The 13,190-nt window shown below is 45.6% G+C and carries 13 protein-coding genes; 6 read left to right on the forward strand and 7 right to left on the reverse strand.

Features of this window, described 5'->3' with window-relative positions; all coding sequences use genetic code 11:
- Positions 1-2: 2 nt before the first annotated feature.
- On the reverse strand, positions 3-737 hold the full coding sequence (locus BZA03_RS18245; RefSeq protein WP_110289510.1) for a helix-turn-helix transcriptional regulator: 735 nt from the start codon (positions 735-737) through the stop codon (positions 3-5).
- A gap of 131 nt (positions 738-868) precedes the next feature.
- On the opposite strand from BZA03_RS18245, the gene BZA03_RS18250 reads away from it, so the two are divergent.
- From BZA03_RS18250 to BZA03_RS18265, 4 genes are all read left to right on the forward strand, one after another.
- Positions 869-1,276 (forward strand): hypothetical protein, encoded by a 408-nt coding sequence (locus BZA03_RS18250; protein WP_014950770.1) that lies wholly within the window; start codon positions 869-871, stop codon positions 1,274-1,276.
- 153 nt (positions 1,277-1,429) lie between these two features.
- Positions 1,430-2,266: a DUF2145 domain-containing protein gene (locus BZA03_RS18255; RefSeq protein ID WP_110289511.1), complete on the forward strand. Its 837-nt coding sequence runs from the start codon at positions 1,430-1,432 to the stop codon at positions 2,264-2,266.
- Positions 2,250-2,720, forward strand: a complete 471-nt coding sequence (gene yiaA, locus BZA03_RS18260) for an inner membrane protein YiaA (RefSeq protein ID WP_110289512.1) — start codon at positions 2,250-2,252, stop codon at positions 2,718-2,720. Before BZA03_RS18255 ends, yiaA begins: the two co-directional genes overlap by 17 nt.
- A 173-nt stretch (positions 2,721-2,893) precedes the next feature.
- Positions 2,894-3,955 carry a hypothetical protein gene (locus BZA03_RS18265; RefSeq protein WP_110289513.1) on the forward strand — a complete coding sequence of 354 codons (1,062 nt, stop codon included), beginning with the start codon at positions 2,894-2,896 and terminating at the stop codon, positions 3,953-3,955.
- A 54-nt stretch (positions 3,956-4,009) separates the two neighbouring features.
- Here BZA03_RS18265 and BZA03_RS18270 read toward each other — a convergent pair whose 3' ends face one another.
- Positions 4,010-4,870 carry a hypothetical protein gene (locus BZA03_RS18270; RefSeq protein WP_258364668.1) on the reverse strand — a complete coding sequence of 287 codons (861 nt, stop codon included), beginning with the start codon at positions 4,868-4,870 and terminating at the stop codon, positions 4,010-4,012.
- Between the two features lie 435 nt (positions 4,871-5,305).
- Between BZA03_RS18270 and BZA03_RS18275 the strand changes: the two genes are divergently transcribed.
- The gene (locus BZA03_RS18275) at positions 5,306-6,139 is read left to right on the forward strand and encodes a class II glutamine amidotransferase (protein WP_069944984.1); all 834 of its coding nucleotides are present in this window, start codon (positions 5,306-5,308) and stop codon (positions 6,137-6,139) included.
- Positions 6,140-6,337: 198 nt separating this feature from the next.
- Here BZA03_RS18275 and BZA03_RS18280 read toward each other — a convergent pair whose 3' ends face one another.
- Entirely contained in the window at positions 6,338-7,402 is a 1,065-nt protein-coding gene (locus BZA03_RS18280; RefSeq protein ID WP_110289515.1) for a LysR family transcriptional regulator, read from the reverse strand.
- A gap of 166 nt (positions 7,403-7,568) precedes the next feature.
- On the opposite strand from BZA03_RS18280, the gene BZA03_RS18285 reads away from it, so the two are divergent.
- Positions 7,569-8,084: a lactoylglutathione lyase family protein gene (locus BZA03_RS18285; RefSeq protein ID WP_014950763.1), complete on the forward strand. Its 516-nt coding sequence runs from the start codon at positions 7,569-7,571 to the stop codon at positions 8,082-8,084.
- 146 nt (positions 8,085-8,230) lie between these two features.
- Here the strand turns inward: BZA03_RS18285 and BZA03_RS18290 are convergent, their stop codons facing one another.
- From BZA03_RS18290 to BZA03_RS18305, 4 genes are all read right to left on the reverse strand, one after another.
- The gene (locus BZA03_RS18290) at positions 8,231-8,872 is read right to left on the reverse strand and encodes an MBL fold metallo-hydrolase (protein ID WP_110289516.1); all 642 of its coding nucleotides are present in this window, start codon (positions 8,870-8,872) and stop codon (positions 8,231-8,233) included.
- Between the two features lie 3 nt (positions 8,873-8,875).
- Positions 8,876-10,273, reverse strand: a complete 1,398-nt coding sequence (locus BZA03_RS18295) for an APC family permease (RefSeq protein WP_110289517.1) — start codon at positions 10,271-10,273, stop codon at positions 8,876-8,878.
- A complete protein-coding gene (locus BZA03_RS18300) occupies positions 10,270-11,970 on the reverse strand; it encodes an amidohydrolase (protein WP_110289518.1) in 1,701 nt (566 codons plus the stop codon). Before BZA03_RS18300 ends, BZA03_RS18295 begins: the two co-directional genes overlap by 4 nt.
- A gap of 97 nt (positions 11,971-12,067) precedes the next feature.
- Complete coding sequence (locus BZA03_RS18305; RefSeq protein WP_110289519.1) at positions 12,068-13,108, reverse strand: serine/threonine dehydratase; 1,041 nt, start codon at positions 13,106-13,108, stop codon at positions 12,068-12,070.
- Positions 13,109-13,190: the final 82 nt, after the last annotated feature.

Consider the following 13,190-nt stretch of genomic DNA (forward strand, 5'->3'; position numbering starts at 1 on the left):
GGTTATTTTCGCTTCATATTTTCAAAAAGTGAAGGCTCCCAAGGCCGCATCGCCATTAAAAGACCAATGTGCTGGCGTTCTTCAATTGGTAGGGCATTATCTTCGCTGCTGAGTTTTGCTGCCTCTTGTCGCAGTTGTTCAAGACGGCGCTGAATAATCGAAACCGAGGTCTGAGAATAGCGGCCGCGTAAATAGAAACGGAACATCCATGGCTCGTTTTTCTTTGGATCCATAAACTTCACCATTACTTCCTGTTCCATAAATTTCTCTAGCGGGCCGCCAGGGATCCAGCGAAAGTTTTGCGCAATAAGTAGCTTGTAGCGGTTGTTCGGTAACAGCTCTATAAGCTTAAGTTTATCTAAGGTTGTCATTAGCTTAATGCCCTCTACCTCAGAAATATCGTAGTGCTTGATTATTTCCGAGAATCGCCAACCATCGCGTACGCAAACTGCTGCGAGCAGTAGTTTGGGATTGGCAAGTAGCTCCATTTCTTGCTTCTCAGACAGCTGTGATATTTTTTCCTGCTGCTTTTGCGACAGGCTAAAAAGGTCGCTTAATGACAAATTTAGACATTCACAAATCTGTTCCAGTTTATCGAGGCTAAAAGCCTGTAAAGAGAAATTTCGTTTTACGCTGGCCTCGCTTACGTTCAGTTTCTGTGCGATCTGTTTGTAGGTAAATCGCTGCTCTCGTAAACATTGTTTAAGCGTGTCGTAAACAAGGTTAATTTGGCTCATGGTATTAAATATTTATACTTGTGGTGTAATTTAATACTACATCAGCGATTGCGGTTTACGAAATTTATTCTTGGTTCTAGTGTAGAACATGTTCAGGCACATCTCGCCTTTACATACTAGGAGCAAGTGATATGAAAAATTCGCGTTCAACATTGATGTTAACTGCACTATTAAGTAGTGCGCTTCTTACCCATTCTGTAATGGCAGATGATTCCATCGACCACAGTGGCAAAGCCAGTAAACATAGCGCGCTTGCTGCATCTGAAGGCCTAGCAACGACGGCGTCAGTAGCGAGTGCAGTAGTTGCTGTTCCGGTGATACTAACCGGCAGTGCTGTAGTGGCAGGTAGCGCAGTTGCTGAAAGTGTGATTGACGAGAGTAGCCGCAGTATTCACGGAGCTAGCCATCAGTCCTCCGTTAATAATAACCAGCCGTTAGTGGTTACCGAAACGATCATTACCGCAGACCCTGCGCCAAACAAAGTCGTTGCGACCACTAACACAACAACGACTACTACCACTACCACAACTAAACGCTAACGGTAAATTAATTGCTCGAACTTTGAAGCGCGATTGGACGCTATAAAAGTGGCTATAGTTTGGTAAAAAACTGCTACAGCGAAGTGTTGTGCATCTAGCGCTTTAGGTGGCTCTTATTCAGTGCAAGTCGAGAGAATTTAAGCAGGGAAGAGTATGAAAACATTTTTGTATTCAATAGCTGTGGCTTTGGTACTACTTACTGCCAACGCTAATCACGCTTTGGCAGGTAGTCAGCAGCATGGAAAGCCTTCATTTTCATCTGAAGCCATTGCCATTTTTTCTAAAGAAGTAGAAAAGTATGCGGCAAGCCAAGGAGCTCGTGCCTTCATTATTGCAAGGCGAGGCAGACCGATTGAAGACATGCCGGAGGGCATTCGCTTCACGCACACTGCTATTGCTATCTACTCAAGCATTCAGCTAGATAATGGAGAGACTGCTAAAGGCTATGCAATCCATAATTTGTATCAAGATGCTGATGAACAAGACGTGAGTCATTTAGTTACAGATTATCCTGTAGATTTTTTCTGGAGTGCTTATGCGCTCGAGGCTGGCCTGATTATCCCATCGGTTGCCGTGCAGCAAGCGCTTCTAAGTATGTACAGCGAAGATAAAGCAAAATTGTTGCATAACCCACGCTATTCAGTCGTTGCTAACCCATTTAACAGTGAACGACAAAACTGTACCGAGTACACCCTAGATGTGCTCAATGCTGCGGTGTACTCCACCACAGATATAGCCCAGCTAAAAGCTAATGCAAAGGCATATTTTACGCCGCAAAAAGTAAACATGAGCCGCGCCAAACTTGGCTTGGCGAGTATGTTCAGCGACGGCGTGACGTTGTCCGATCACGGTCGTAAGGTGGAAACAACTACATTTGGAAGCCTTGCTCGTTACATGCAGAAATACGATTTATCGGAAAAGGCAGTTATTTTTGCGAGCAACGGTGAGACAACTATTATCGAGGAATTTAACAATGCAGACTCAGAATAAACCAACGAAAGCATTTCGAATAGCTTCACTGGCAGCCCTAATTGTGGGTGTAGGCGCTTATTTTATCGGCCTTTATAATGCCCCAATGGCGCTTAATGAAAAAGGTTATTACTTCACTATTATGTTATTCGGCTTGTTTTCTGTAGTGAGCTTACAAAAAACGGTACGCGATAAAATGGAAGGTGTGCCAACTACCAAAGCGTATTTCCTTGCATCAGCTGTAGCTATTGCATCAGCCATCGTATTGTTGGTAATTGGCTTATTAAATGCTGAGCTTTTATTAAGTGAAAAAGGCTTCTTCGGCATGGCCTTCACTCTAAGCCTCTTTGCCGCTATTACGGTGCAGAAGAACGTACGCGATAGCCAAACTACCGACGAGTCACGCAACACAAAAAGCGATACTCAAAGCCGCGCTACCGAGCACGAAGACTCTCCCAAAGTGAAAGCTGCTTAAAAAATGTGGTCAGAGTACATTAAATTAATGGGGGCGGAGTACATTTCTGAGTAATGTACTCCGACCCCATTAGTTTTACGATTTACGCTTTTGGTTTCAGCGCATTTTCAGTATGGTAGGTGTAACGCTGGTTCGGCATTCAGCCAGCTTGTTTAACGCATCAGGGATGAATTATGCGCAAACCCGTTAAATACCGGATAGCTTTTCTAATAGTTGCTGCTGCCTGCTTTTATGTGGGCACATTATTTTTACCTGAAACCCTTCCTGAAATAACCTTCTCCTTTGAAAGTATTTGGGCTAGCGCACATTGGCGAAATACCTTGCTTGTTACGTTGGCATATTTTGTCTTTTTGCCTGTACTTTACTATTTCTGGATTATTCAAATTGGCAATCAGGCTCTGTGGAAATTATTGTTAGTTTTTTCTTTAAGTAGTTTGGTCGCACGCTATAACTATCCAGAGAAGTTAGCCTATTACTTTGAATTCATTACCTACCTTAAATACCCGGTTATTGCCGTATTGATGGTGATAGAAATTCTCCTTCTGGTAACGATAGTTAAAGCGTTGTGGGGGGCTCGAAAGCTCTCTGGCGACCCGCGAGTTCATATGCTGGAACAATATGAAGGCGATAACATTTATGAAAAAGGATCAAAGGAAGCAAAGAAGTTAGAGTTGGCACTTATGTTTGCTCATGAGCCCGCCAGTTGGTACTACGCCATACCTCGTTTTAGTAGAAACCATGTTCCCGCCATAGCCAATCTGCGTTTATGGTCTGCACAGTGGTGGCATGTGTTATTGGTTTGTGTAGCGCTTGTAGTTGCGACGTATGCAAGCTATCTCGCCATTGCACTTTGGAGTGAAACGGTTGCCATTGTCGTGGCAACTTTGGTTTTTTACCTCATAGTGATGTTCATTGCTAACTACAGAGTCAGCAAGCATTACTCTGTTTACCTTATAAAAGATAAGCTTATGGTGAATAATTCGTGGTGGGGAATGACTGTTATTCCACTTTCAAATATTCAACAAGTTGAAACAGGCAGTTGGACAGCAGCTTCAACACAAGAACAGTTCCATTTCGGTAGAGGCAACGCAAACGTTAAGCTTACTTTTGTGTCACAACAAAAGTATTACTCGGGTTTAGCGACTTTTATTGAGCCGATAGACACACTCTATCTCAGCGTCGACGCCCCTTCAGCACTACATGAGATTTGTCAGCCCCAACAACACGCCGAATAAATGGGGTCAGAGTACATTACTGAAAAAGTACTCTGACCCCATAATTTCGTATTGCTAGTCGGTTTCGGCTTGCCATTCAGCTAATTGCTTAGCGATTTGTGCTGAGACTCGTTCGTCAACTATTGCGGCGCGTCGACTCATCTCGTGGTGCCACTGGCTGTCTCGTTTAATATGTGAAGGCACTGGCGCATGTCGGTCCAAAGGGCCTGGGTAATAGTATGCGTCAGCAACGTCTGAAAGCTTTTGATTCGTGCCGTCTGCAAATCGTGCTGAAACGCTGGATAAAGGGGAGTTCAATTCACTCTTTTCGTTAAGCAAAACAAGCGTAGGAGGAGAAATGTCAGGTATTGTCGATGTGGAAAAGTGGGTCCATACTGTCGCAATATTTAGGTCCTTAAGCTTAGAAGTAAAGGGCACAAACTCATTGATTGCTTCACCCCGCTTTAACGACACCGGCTGCTTTAATGTATGCATTGCGCCAAACAGAAGAATCGCTTTATAGTTTTGTTCAGCTACCTGCTTCACAGTTTTCTCATAGTTCACAATGCGTGTTTTGGTGAGAGACTGCCATTGCTCTTTGCTCAATCCTTCCCATTTAAACTCTGGTTCGGCTAGAGCTATGCGAACTTTATGGTTTGACGATGCATTGAGTAATCTTAGTGTCTGCACAAAATGGCGGTAATGCTCATATTGCCACGCCATAAAATAAATACTGTCCTGCCACAAAGGCTCTAATTCTTGCAGTGAAACCTTTGTATTGGGATTAAGCAAATAATCATCCAACTCAGCTTGGTAATGGCTATTACCAAACTCAGTCACAATAACGTCGACACTCTCAAAGATATCACGATCAGCCAGAGCGTTGATTAAGAGCTCTGTCGGTGCTGCGGAGCCGTGTATATCACCAATTGCCACGATTTGATGTTCGCTTAATAAATGCTTAAAGGTTTGATTTACCTCGTAGTTCCCAGTATTAGCGATATGAGTTGAAGGCGAAACCTCGTTAGCAAAAGAAGTGTAGGGTAATAACACCGAACACATAGCAATGACGAAAAGCGAATAAATCGAGAAAGAGTGGTAGCGCATCATATATATGAAAGAATAGTTTGTTTGTAATTGATTATCATTATTATTTATTGTAAATGAAAGGGGAGGTAAACATAAAACGGACGTTTTTACGCAATTCAATTAAAATAAAGTGGTATGAAGGTCATTGGGTTTAAAAAGGTGAATGAGTTGTAAAGTCTGCCGCTTCTCCTTTATTACGGACCAATGTCGAATTGATTCGGCTCGAGTGCTTGCGTATTCTCGACATACTTAATGAAATAACTGCTATAGGTAACAAACGTTGTGTGTGAACTTTTAGGCATGAGTGCGAACACTCCTACTGACCTATGTTTTAGTTTTACCGGGCTGACTCGCCGCGGTGGTGAAACAGGGCCGCATAAAGACGGCTGGGGAGTTGCTTTTTATGAAGGGAAGGGCGTGCGTATGTTTCACGATCCCGAGCCTTGCGCCACATCACCCATCGCAGACTTTGTTTCGAAGTTGCCTATAAAAAGCAAGAATGCGATTTGCCATATTCGTCAGGCTAATGTGGGTAACATTAACTTAGCTAACACGCATCCCTTTACTCGCGAACTGTGGGGGCGATACTGGGTGTTTGCGCACAACGGACAACTACCTAATTTCTCGCGCCGGACGGGTGTTTACGAAGCAGTTGGGGATACCGATAGCGAAGAGCTTTTCTGCGATATTATGAATAACGTTAGGCAAAACCTCCCTCGAGACGCTATGCCTGAGCAGTTAGCTGAAACGTTAGTTTCACTTGCAAAGGAGTACGCTCAGCAAGGTGTATTCAATTGCTTACTGAGCAATGGCGACTGGTTATTTACCTTCTGTAGTACAAAGTTAGCTAGCATTACCCGCAGAGCACCTTTTGGCCCCGCTTGTTTGAGTGATGTAGAGGTGGAAATTGATTTTGCAGCTGAAACCACGCCAAAAGATGTAGTGAGCATTATTGCTACTGAACCGCTAACAAACGATGAACAGTGGGATATCTACGAACGGGGTGAGTGGAAGCTATGGCAGGAAGGCGAAGTCATAGCCTCGGGTAAAGTGGATGTCCCTGAACACAAAAAAGAAGCCGAAATGGTTGCACCAGATCCATCGCTTCACGACTAATCACGAATGGTGGGGTCAGAGTAACTTAAATGGCCCCGCTCTCAAAAAGCTCGGCGCTGAGTTAGTAACCCAGCGTAATAATGTACTCTGACCCCATAACTCGAACTATGGGGTCAGGGTAACTTTAATTGCCCCACTCTCAAAAAGCTCGGTGCTGAGTTAGTAACCCAGCGTAATAATGTACTCTGACCCCAATTTTTAACCCAATACTTGGGTGATGGCTTGTTTCACTACTTGGTAGCGGGCGGGTAGAGCGCTGTGGGGTGTTTGAACACTGTATAGGGGCTCGGTTACTTCATTTTTAGCTTTGTAGACGGTAAGTTTGTCGGCAAAAGACACAAAGTCTAGTGTGCTGGTGGGCAGCACGGTGTAACCCAACCCTTCGCTTACCGGCAGTAGAATTTGCGAAAGTTGGTTGATGTAGCCGGTATGAGGTAGCTTATTCGGATTTATGTTGGCTAACTCAGCTTCTCCGCAATCGTTAAAATAGCGCTGCAAGTAGTGCATGGCATCAGGGTGATTAATAAGCCCTAGATGCTTGATGACGGCTTTTAATGTTCTACCACCATCAGTTTTACTCTTTGCTTTTCCAGATACGCTTGCTACTTTTGCTACCGAACCCGAACCCGAACCCGAACCCGAACCCGAACCCGAACCCGAACCCGAACCCGAACCCGAACCCGAACTCGAAATAAAACCCTGCGCGTTTTCAGATAACCCAGGTACCTGCGCAGCAAGCGCGTCAGGTAGGCTTCGCGGTAGAATAAGCCCCAATGCTTCTTCGCCTAAATACTCACTATGTATATCTTCACTCTCTGGCTGGTTTGTCACAATGCCAAGCTCCAGCGTATTGTTCGCAATGCCTGACAAAATAGTACGACGAGGTGCGACTTCCACGTGAATATTAAGCGCGCTATGCTGTTTTTGCAGTGCCAGTAAGGCTGGGTAAATACGCTGAGCAATCGCACCCGAGCAGGCCACTACGCACTTACCTTCAAAAGGGGCGTCAAACTTTAAGCTGGCAATAAAATCTTGCTCTTTTTCCTGCTGCTCCTTGGCATAGCGGTACACACGCTGGCCCTGCTCAGTTAACTGAATGCCCTTGCCTAAACGGACGACTAATTCACACTGACATGCCTCTTCCAGTTTCTTAAGGTGCTGACTTACACCCGGCTGCGTCATAAAACGTTGCTCTGCAGTACGCGTAAAGTTCCCCGTTTCTACTAACGTGATGAAGGTGTCTAGCCAAATAGGGTTTATCATTTTCTATAATTTAAATTTATTAAATTTAGAAAATATCATAATTTCATGTTTCATCTTTGTCTAGCTACTATGTATGCACATTCACTTAAGCGGTGTTCGAGTTGGCCTTCTTGAAGAGGCGGCCGCTTAAGCCATTTCGATAACTTGCACTACATAGGAGTATGTGATGACTGAAGCAGTAAAAACACCATATCCACGTACGTTTTCTCATATTGGAATTTCGGTACCTGACTTAGAAGCTGCCGTGAAATTTTATACTGAAGTACTTGGCTGGTACCTCATCATGAAGCCAACCGAGATTGTTGAAGATGACTCGGCCATTGGCGAAATGTGTACCGATGTATTTGGTCCAGGTTGGGGGAAATTCCGCATTGCGCACCTTTCAACAGGTGATCGTGTCGGCGTTGAAATTTTTGAGTTCAGCAACCAAGAGAACCCAGAAAACAACTTTGAATATTGGAAAACCGGTATCTTTCATTTCTGTGTTCAAGACCCAGATGTAGAAGGCTTGGCTGAAAAAATTGTCGCTGCTGGTGGTAAAAAGCGAATGAAGGCGCCGCGTTATTACTATCCGGGTGAAAAGCCTTACCGCATGATTTACATGGAAGACCCGTTTGGCAACATCCTTGAAATTTATAGCCACAGCTATGAGTTGCATTATGCTAGCGGTGCATACGAATAAGCGTTAGTTAATAACGCTTTATAGACATTGCGCTAAGCGAATGCATAGCAAGCTTTAAATAAGCGAAAGGCGAGGGCGAAACAAGCAAAAGCTTGTTCAACGCACCTCGCCTTTTTGTTCTTTCACTGCTTATAAAACGTGAGGTTTTATCCGAATTGACTCGAAACATAAGGGTTCGAGGTCTTTTCGGTGGCAACCGTAGTGGTTGGTCCATGACCCGGGTAAATCGTCATATCATCCGGCAGCACCATAATCTTCTGCTTGATCGAGTCGATTAATTGCTGATGGTTACCTTGCGGAAAATCAGTTCTACCAATAGAGCCTGCGAAAATGACATCCCCAACAATAACCCGATTACTTAAGCGTTCTACCAACACCACATGACCAGGCGTATGACCCGGGCAATGCAGCACTTCTAGCGTTAAATTGCCTACTGAAATTGTATCGTTGTCGTTTAACCACTCATTGGGAGCAAAAGGTTGGGCCGGTGGAAAGCCAAACATCTGGCTTTGCTGCATAAGCGCATCTAACCAGAATTTATCGCCAATATGCGGCCCTACAATAGGTACACCGTAATGCTCTGCGATGGCAACAGTGCCACCTACATGATCTAAGTGCCCATGAGTGAGTATGATTTTTTCTATACTCACGCCTTTATTCGATGCAGCTTCAATCAACTTTTCAACGTCGCCGCCTGGGTCGACAAACGCGCCTTTGTTAGTGGATGAGTCCCAAATTAATGAACAGTTTTGGGCAAAGGGCGTGACGGGTATAACTTGAATTTCCACGGTTTAACCTTTTGATTCTTTGTTGCTTGGAGCGAAATAAAAAAAATAAAGCAGTGCGCCAACCACTAATTCACCCAGTAAAAATAGCCACGCGTTGGTTGACGACTGTGCAATAGACCATGCGCAAACCCCTAGTGCGACAAAGGGTATCAGACGTCGAAACAGGTTTACAGGGCTGACGAATGCGCCTGCAGAGCCTTTAAGGTAAGCGTCTTTCTCAGAAGTATCTTGCTGTATGCTGCTTTGTGAAGAAGCGCTCTGCAAGGAAGCCCGCTGAGCTTTCATCAGCACCACTACACACACGGCGTAAACCACTAGCCGGGCAAGCACGCTTGAAATAGCCAGCCACACAAAGCTACCGCTAAGTGCCATAGCTCCTGCAAATATTCCCAGTATTGATATGGAAACCGCTGGGGTAGCAAAGGACGCATGAATCTCGCCTAACTTCTGTCCGAGCTTACCTGGAATAAGTGACTGTCTTGCCATTGAAAAAGTCAGCCGAGACGTAGATATCATATTCGCTAACAAGTTACCGGCAACCGACACCACGGCGGTTAGCGTCATTATCAGCGCCCCAGTTTCGCCAAATATCATATTGGCGAGTGCAATAAGTGGTGCGCTATCCGGCTTTGCAGGCCCTACAGTGTGCCAATAAAGCCACTGCACGCAAAAGTAAAATATGGCGATACCTGAAACTGTAAGCATTAAAGCCCGAGGTATGGTCTTTTTCGGCGAACTGGTCTCGCCGCTCGTGACTACTACCGTTTCAAAACCAATAAAAGCGTAAAGCGTAAGTAGGGCACCGGCAGAAATGGTGTCAAATGCAGGCACAACGGTTTCCGAAGAACGTACTAGCGCAGTAGAAAAATCGAGCTGCCAGTAACCAACCGCAATAAGCGCCACAAAAGGCAGCAGTTTTAGCACCGAGATAGTATCAAGTGAACGCATGGCGGCCTTAAGGCCGACAATATTCACTACGATTAGTGCTGTGGTAAGCGCGATAATAGCGAGTGACTTGCCTATTCCCGCATTTAGTTCGGGCCACACATAGCCGGCGTATAGCAATAACACGTGCATGTTGGCTGCAATCGCGGTTGCGCGAGCTAAATAGTAAATAAAGCCAGTTTGAAACGCCGCTGCGTCGCCGAAGCCTTTCTGGGCGTACACCACAGGTCCGCCGGTTTCTTGGTACAGCGCCGCTAGCTGCCCAAAACACCACACAATGGCCAGCATTAGCGCGCCAAAAATCAAAAAGATGTAAGGGCTGAAAGCGCCGAGCTCAGCGGCCATTTTAGCGGGCAGAGCAAAAATGCCCGCCCCAATAAGGCCATTTAACACCAAAAGGCCAGCGCCAATGCCGCCAATCCCTTTGGTTAACAGGCTTTTGTTTTCGCTACTCATTTAGAAAAAACTTCTTCTCCAGCCACATAAGTTGCGTGTACTTCGGTTTTCCAAATGTCTTTGGCATCAATGGTAAAAATATCTTGGTCGACCAAGATAAAGTCTGCCCATTTTCCTGGCGTCAGTGTGCCCAAGGTATCTTCCATGTGCCCTGCGTAGGCAGCATCTAAAGTAAACCCTTTAAAGGCTTGTTCAATGGTTAACGCTTCGTGGGCATACCAACCTTTTACGGGTTGATTGTTTCTGTCTTGTCGCGTAACCGCAGCGTGAAGCCCGTAAAATGGGTTAGCAAGCTCTACAGGGAAATCAGAGCCTAAGGGTAGTGCAATGCCCGAATCGAGTAGCGTTTTCCACGCGTAAGCGCCTTTCATACGATCTTTGCCAAGGCGATCTTCCGCCATGTTCTTATCGCTGGTGGCGTGAGTAGGCTGCATGGAAGGTAAGACCTTCAACGAAGCAAAGCGGGCTAGGTCGTCAGGCGCAATCACCTGTGCATGCTCAATGCGGTTGCGCAGTTCGCTGCCGCCAATACTCTTAAACGTGGTTTCAAACTCGTTCAGTGCAACATGGTTAGCCCTATCACCAATGGCATGGTAGTTAAGCTGGAAGCCCGCACCAATTACCGTAGTAAACAGTTGGGTCATATCTTCTGGTTGAGTTAACAGCAAACCATGTTGATGCGGTGCATCTGAATAAGGTTCAAGCAATGCTGCGCCTCGGCTACCAAGTGCACCATCGCCATAGGCTTTTACCGAACGAATATATAAAAAGTCGTCTTTATCGCGGATAGCGCCATTGCCTAACATGGTGCTGAGGTCAGGGTCTGTCGCACTCACCATGGCATAAATGCGCACAGGCAAGTCACCTTCTACTGCTTCTTTTAAATAGAAATCGTAAACGTCTCTGCCTACGCCAGCATCGTGCATTGACGTAACGCCATTTGCTAGTAAGTGCTCACCTGCTGCATGTAATTGCTGCTCGTAAATAGCGTTGCTTGCTTTAGGCAAGTGCGCTTCAATTAACTGCGATGCATTATCAATGAAAACACCGGTAGGATTACCGTCAGCGTCTTTAATGATTTCGCCCCCTGCAGGCGATGGGGTGTCTTTAGTTATACCCGCAATTTCCATCGCTTTACTGTTCACCCAGGTAGCGTGGCTGTCTACACGAGCTAGTGCCACAGGTCGGTCAGAAATGACTTTATCTAGGTCAGCCGCTGTTGGAAACGCTCTGTCAGACCACAATTCCTGGTTCCAACCGCGCCCGGTAATCCAAGCTTGTTGTCCATTCGCAAATGCGTATTCGGCAACTGTCTTGGCCGCGTCTTGTGCACTGCTACTTTCTCGCAAATCGACTTCCAACAAGTTTGCGCCTAAGCCAAGCAAATGCCCGTGAGCGTCGATAAGCCCGGGTAGCATGACTTTGCCTTTGCCATCAATAGTGCTATCGACAGGCGTGTTGCCTTTGTCGATATCTAATGCAACTACTTTGCCTTCATCAATGACAAGGTTTTTAAACGTAATGAGTTTGCCAGTTTCATTTAACGTATAGCCTTTTACGTTCTCAACAAGCGTTGCAGCATCCACCGTAAGCGTGGTGGTTATAGCGCCTAACGTTGCCGCTGTTGCAAACATTGCGCTTAGGAATTTTGAAAGCGAGTGCTTTTTAAATGTCAGTGCCGACAATGTAGAGTTCATAGTGAGTTTCTGCCTTTTTTATTTCTGTTTTATTCTTTGTTTTTTTAGTTTGTATACCGAGCTGCTCGAGTTTCAATAGCTGTGTGCTAACAAAACGCTATGCCTCAACACGCTCAGTTTCTTCAAGTTCATCTTCGTCATCAAGGTCAAGAATGGGAGGCTGCAGCAAAAAATCTCTCTCCCAAATTTTAGCCATACTCGACTGGCTAATGTTGCCACCACTCAATATAACAAGAGCGGTTTGCCCAGGTGGAGTGTTGGCAGCCCAAGCCGCTACTGCAGCCATGGTCATCGCGCACGTGGGCTCAATATGAAGCTTTAGTAAATGATGTAGCCATTGGGTCCAATAAGCAATTTGCAGCTCATCTACTTCGTAGAAATCATCTATTTCTTGCAGTATAGGAAACGTTACATCGCCAACAGAAGGCGTGGCTGCACCGTCTGCTAAGGTATTTGGAGCATAGTCTAAAGCAATGATCTCACCAGCTTGCAACGACATAGAGGCATCATTCGCTTCGGCGGGCTCAGCGCCAATGACCAATGCATTTGGCTGTAGTGCGCGAGTTGCCAGTAATGAGCCCGACAATAACCCTCCGCCACCACACGGCGCAAAAACAGCATCCACCTCACCAATTTCGTTAAGCGCTTCTAACGTTGCCGTGCCTTGTCCTGCCACAATATCTTTGTGGTTAAACGGCGGTATCCAGACCGTGTCTGGTGCTTTTGACGCTTGCTCGACAGCCGCATCTGCTTCTGGACGGGTAGGAAATAGTTTTAATTCAGCACCATAGCTTTGCGTAGCGGCAGCTTTAATCGGCGAAATGGTCTCGCTCGCAAAAATAGTGGCCTTAATACCAAAGTGAGACGCTGCATAGGCTACTGCCTGAGCATGATTTCCAGAACTATTGGCGACCACATGCTTCGGTAAACGACCTTCCTCTTTCAAGCGGGCTAAAAAATTCATAGCCCCGCGAATTTTGAATGCCCCGATGGTCTGTAAGCACTCCGCTTTAAACAGAATGCGGTTGCCCATCCATTTGTTGAGCAACGAAGATTCAACAATCGGCGTTTTCTTTACGTCGTCTTTTATACGTTCATAGGCTTGTTTAATGTCTTCGAAATTTGGGGAAATACTCATTAAGTAACGCTCTTTTCATTTTGGTTTTTTATGGGGTAGCGCCGACAAGGGCCTTTACGCACTAAAAGGAAATCGGAAGCCT

Source organism: Alteromonas sp. I10, assembly GCF_003201515.1.
Classification (GTDB): domain Bacteria; phylum Pseudomonadota; class Gammaproteobacteria; order Enterobacterales; family Alteromonadaceae; genus Alteromonas; species Alteromonas macleodii.

Excerpts from the sequence above, each read along its gene's own strand:
- BZA03_RS18245 (WP_110289510.1), bottom strand. The coding sequence starts at position 737 with ATGAGCCAAATTAACCTTGTTTACGACACGCTTAAACAATGTTTACGA.
- BZA03_RS18250 (WP_014950770.1), top strand. The coding sequence starts at position 869 with ATGAAAAATTCGCGTTCAACATTGATGTTAACTGCACTATTAAGTAGT.
- BZA03_RS18255 (WP_110289511.1), top strand. The coding sequence starts at position 1,430 with ATGAAAACATTTTTGTATTCAATAGCTGTGGCTTTGGTACTACTTACT.
- yiaA (WP_110289512.1), top strand. The coding sequence starts at position 2,250 with ATGCAGACTCAGAATAAACCAACGAAAGCATTTCGAATAGCTTCACTG.
- BZA03_RS18265 (WP_110289513.1), top strand. The coding sequence starts at position 2,894 with ATGCGCAAACCCGTTAAATACCGGATAGCTTTTCTAATAGTTGCTGCT.
- BZA03_RS18280 (WP_110289515.1), bottom strand. The coding sequence starts at position 7,402 with ATGATAAACCCTATTTGGCTAGACACCTTCATCACGTTAGTAGAAACG.
- BZA03_RS18285 (WP_014950763.1), top strand. The coding sequence starts at position 7,569 with ATGACTGAAGCAGTAAAAACACCATATCCACGTACGTTTTCTCATATT.
- BZA03_RS18295 (WP_110289517.1), bottom strand. The coding sequence starts at position 10,273 with ATGAGTAGCGAAAACAAAAGCCTGTTAACCAAAGGGATTGGCGGCATT.
- BZA03_RS18300 (WP_110289518.1), bottom strand. The coding sequence starts at position 11,970 with ATGAACTCTACATTGTCGGCACTGACATTTAAAAAGCACTCGCTTTCA.
- BZA03_RS18305 (WP_110289519.1), bottom strand. The coding sequence starts at position 13,108 with ATGAGTATTTCCCCAAATTTCGAAGACATTAAACAAGCCTATGAACGT.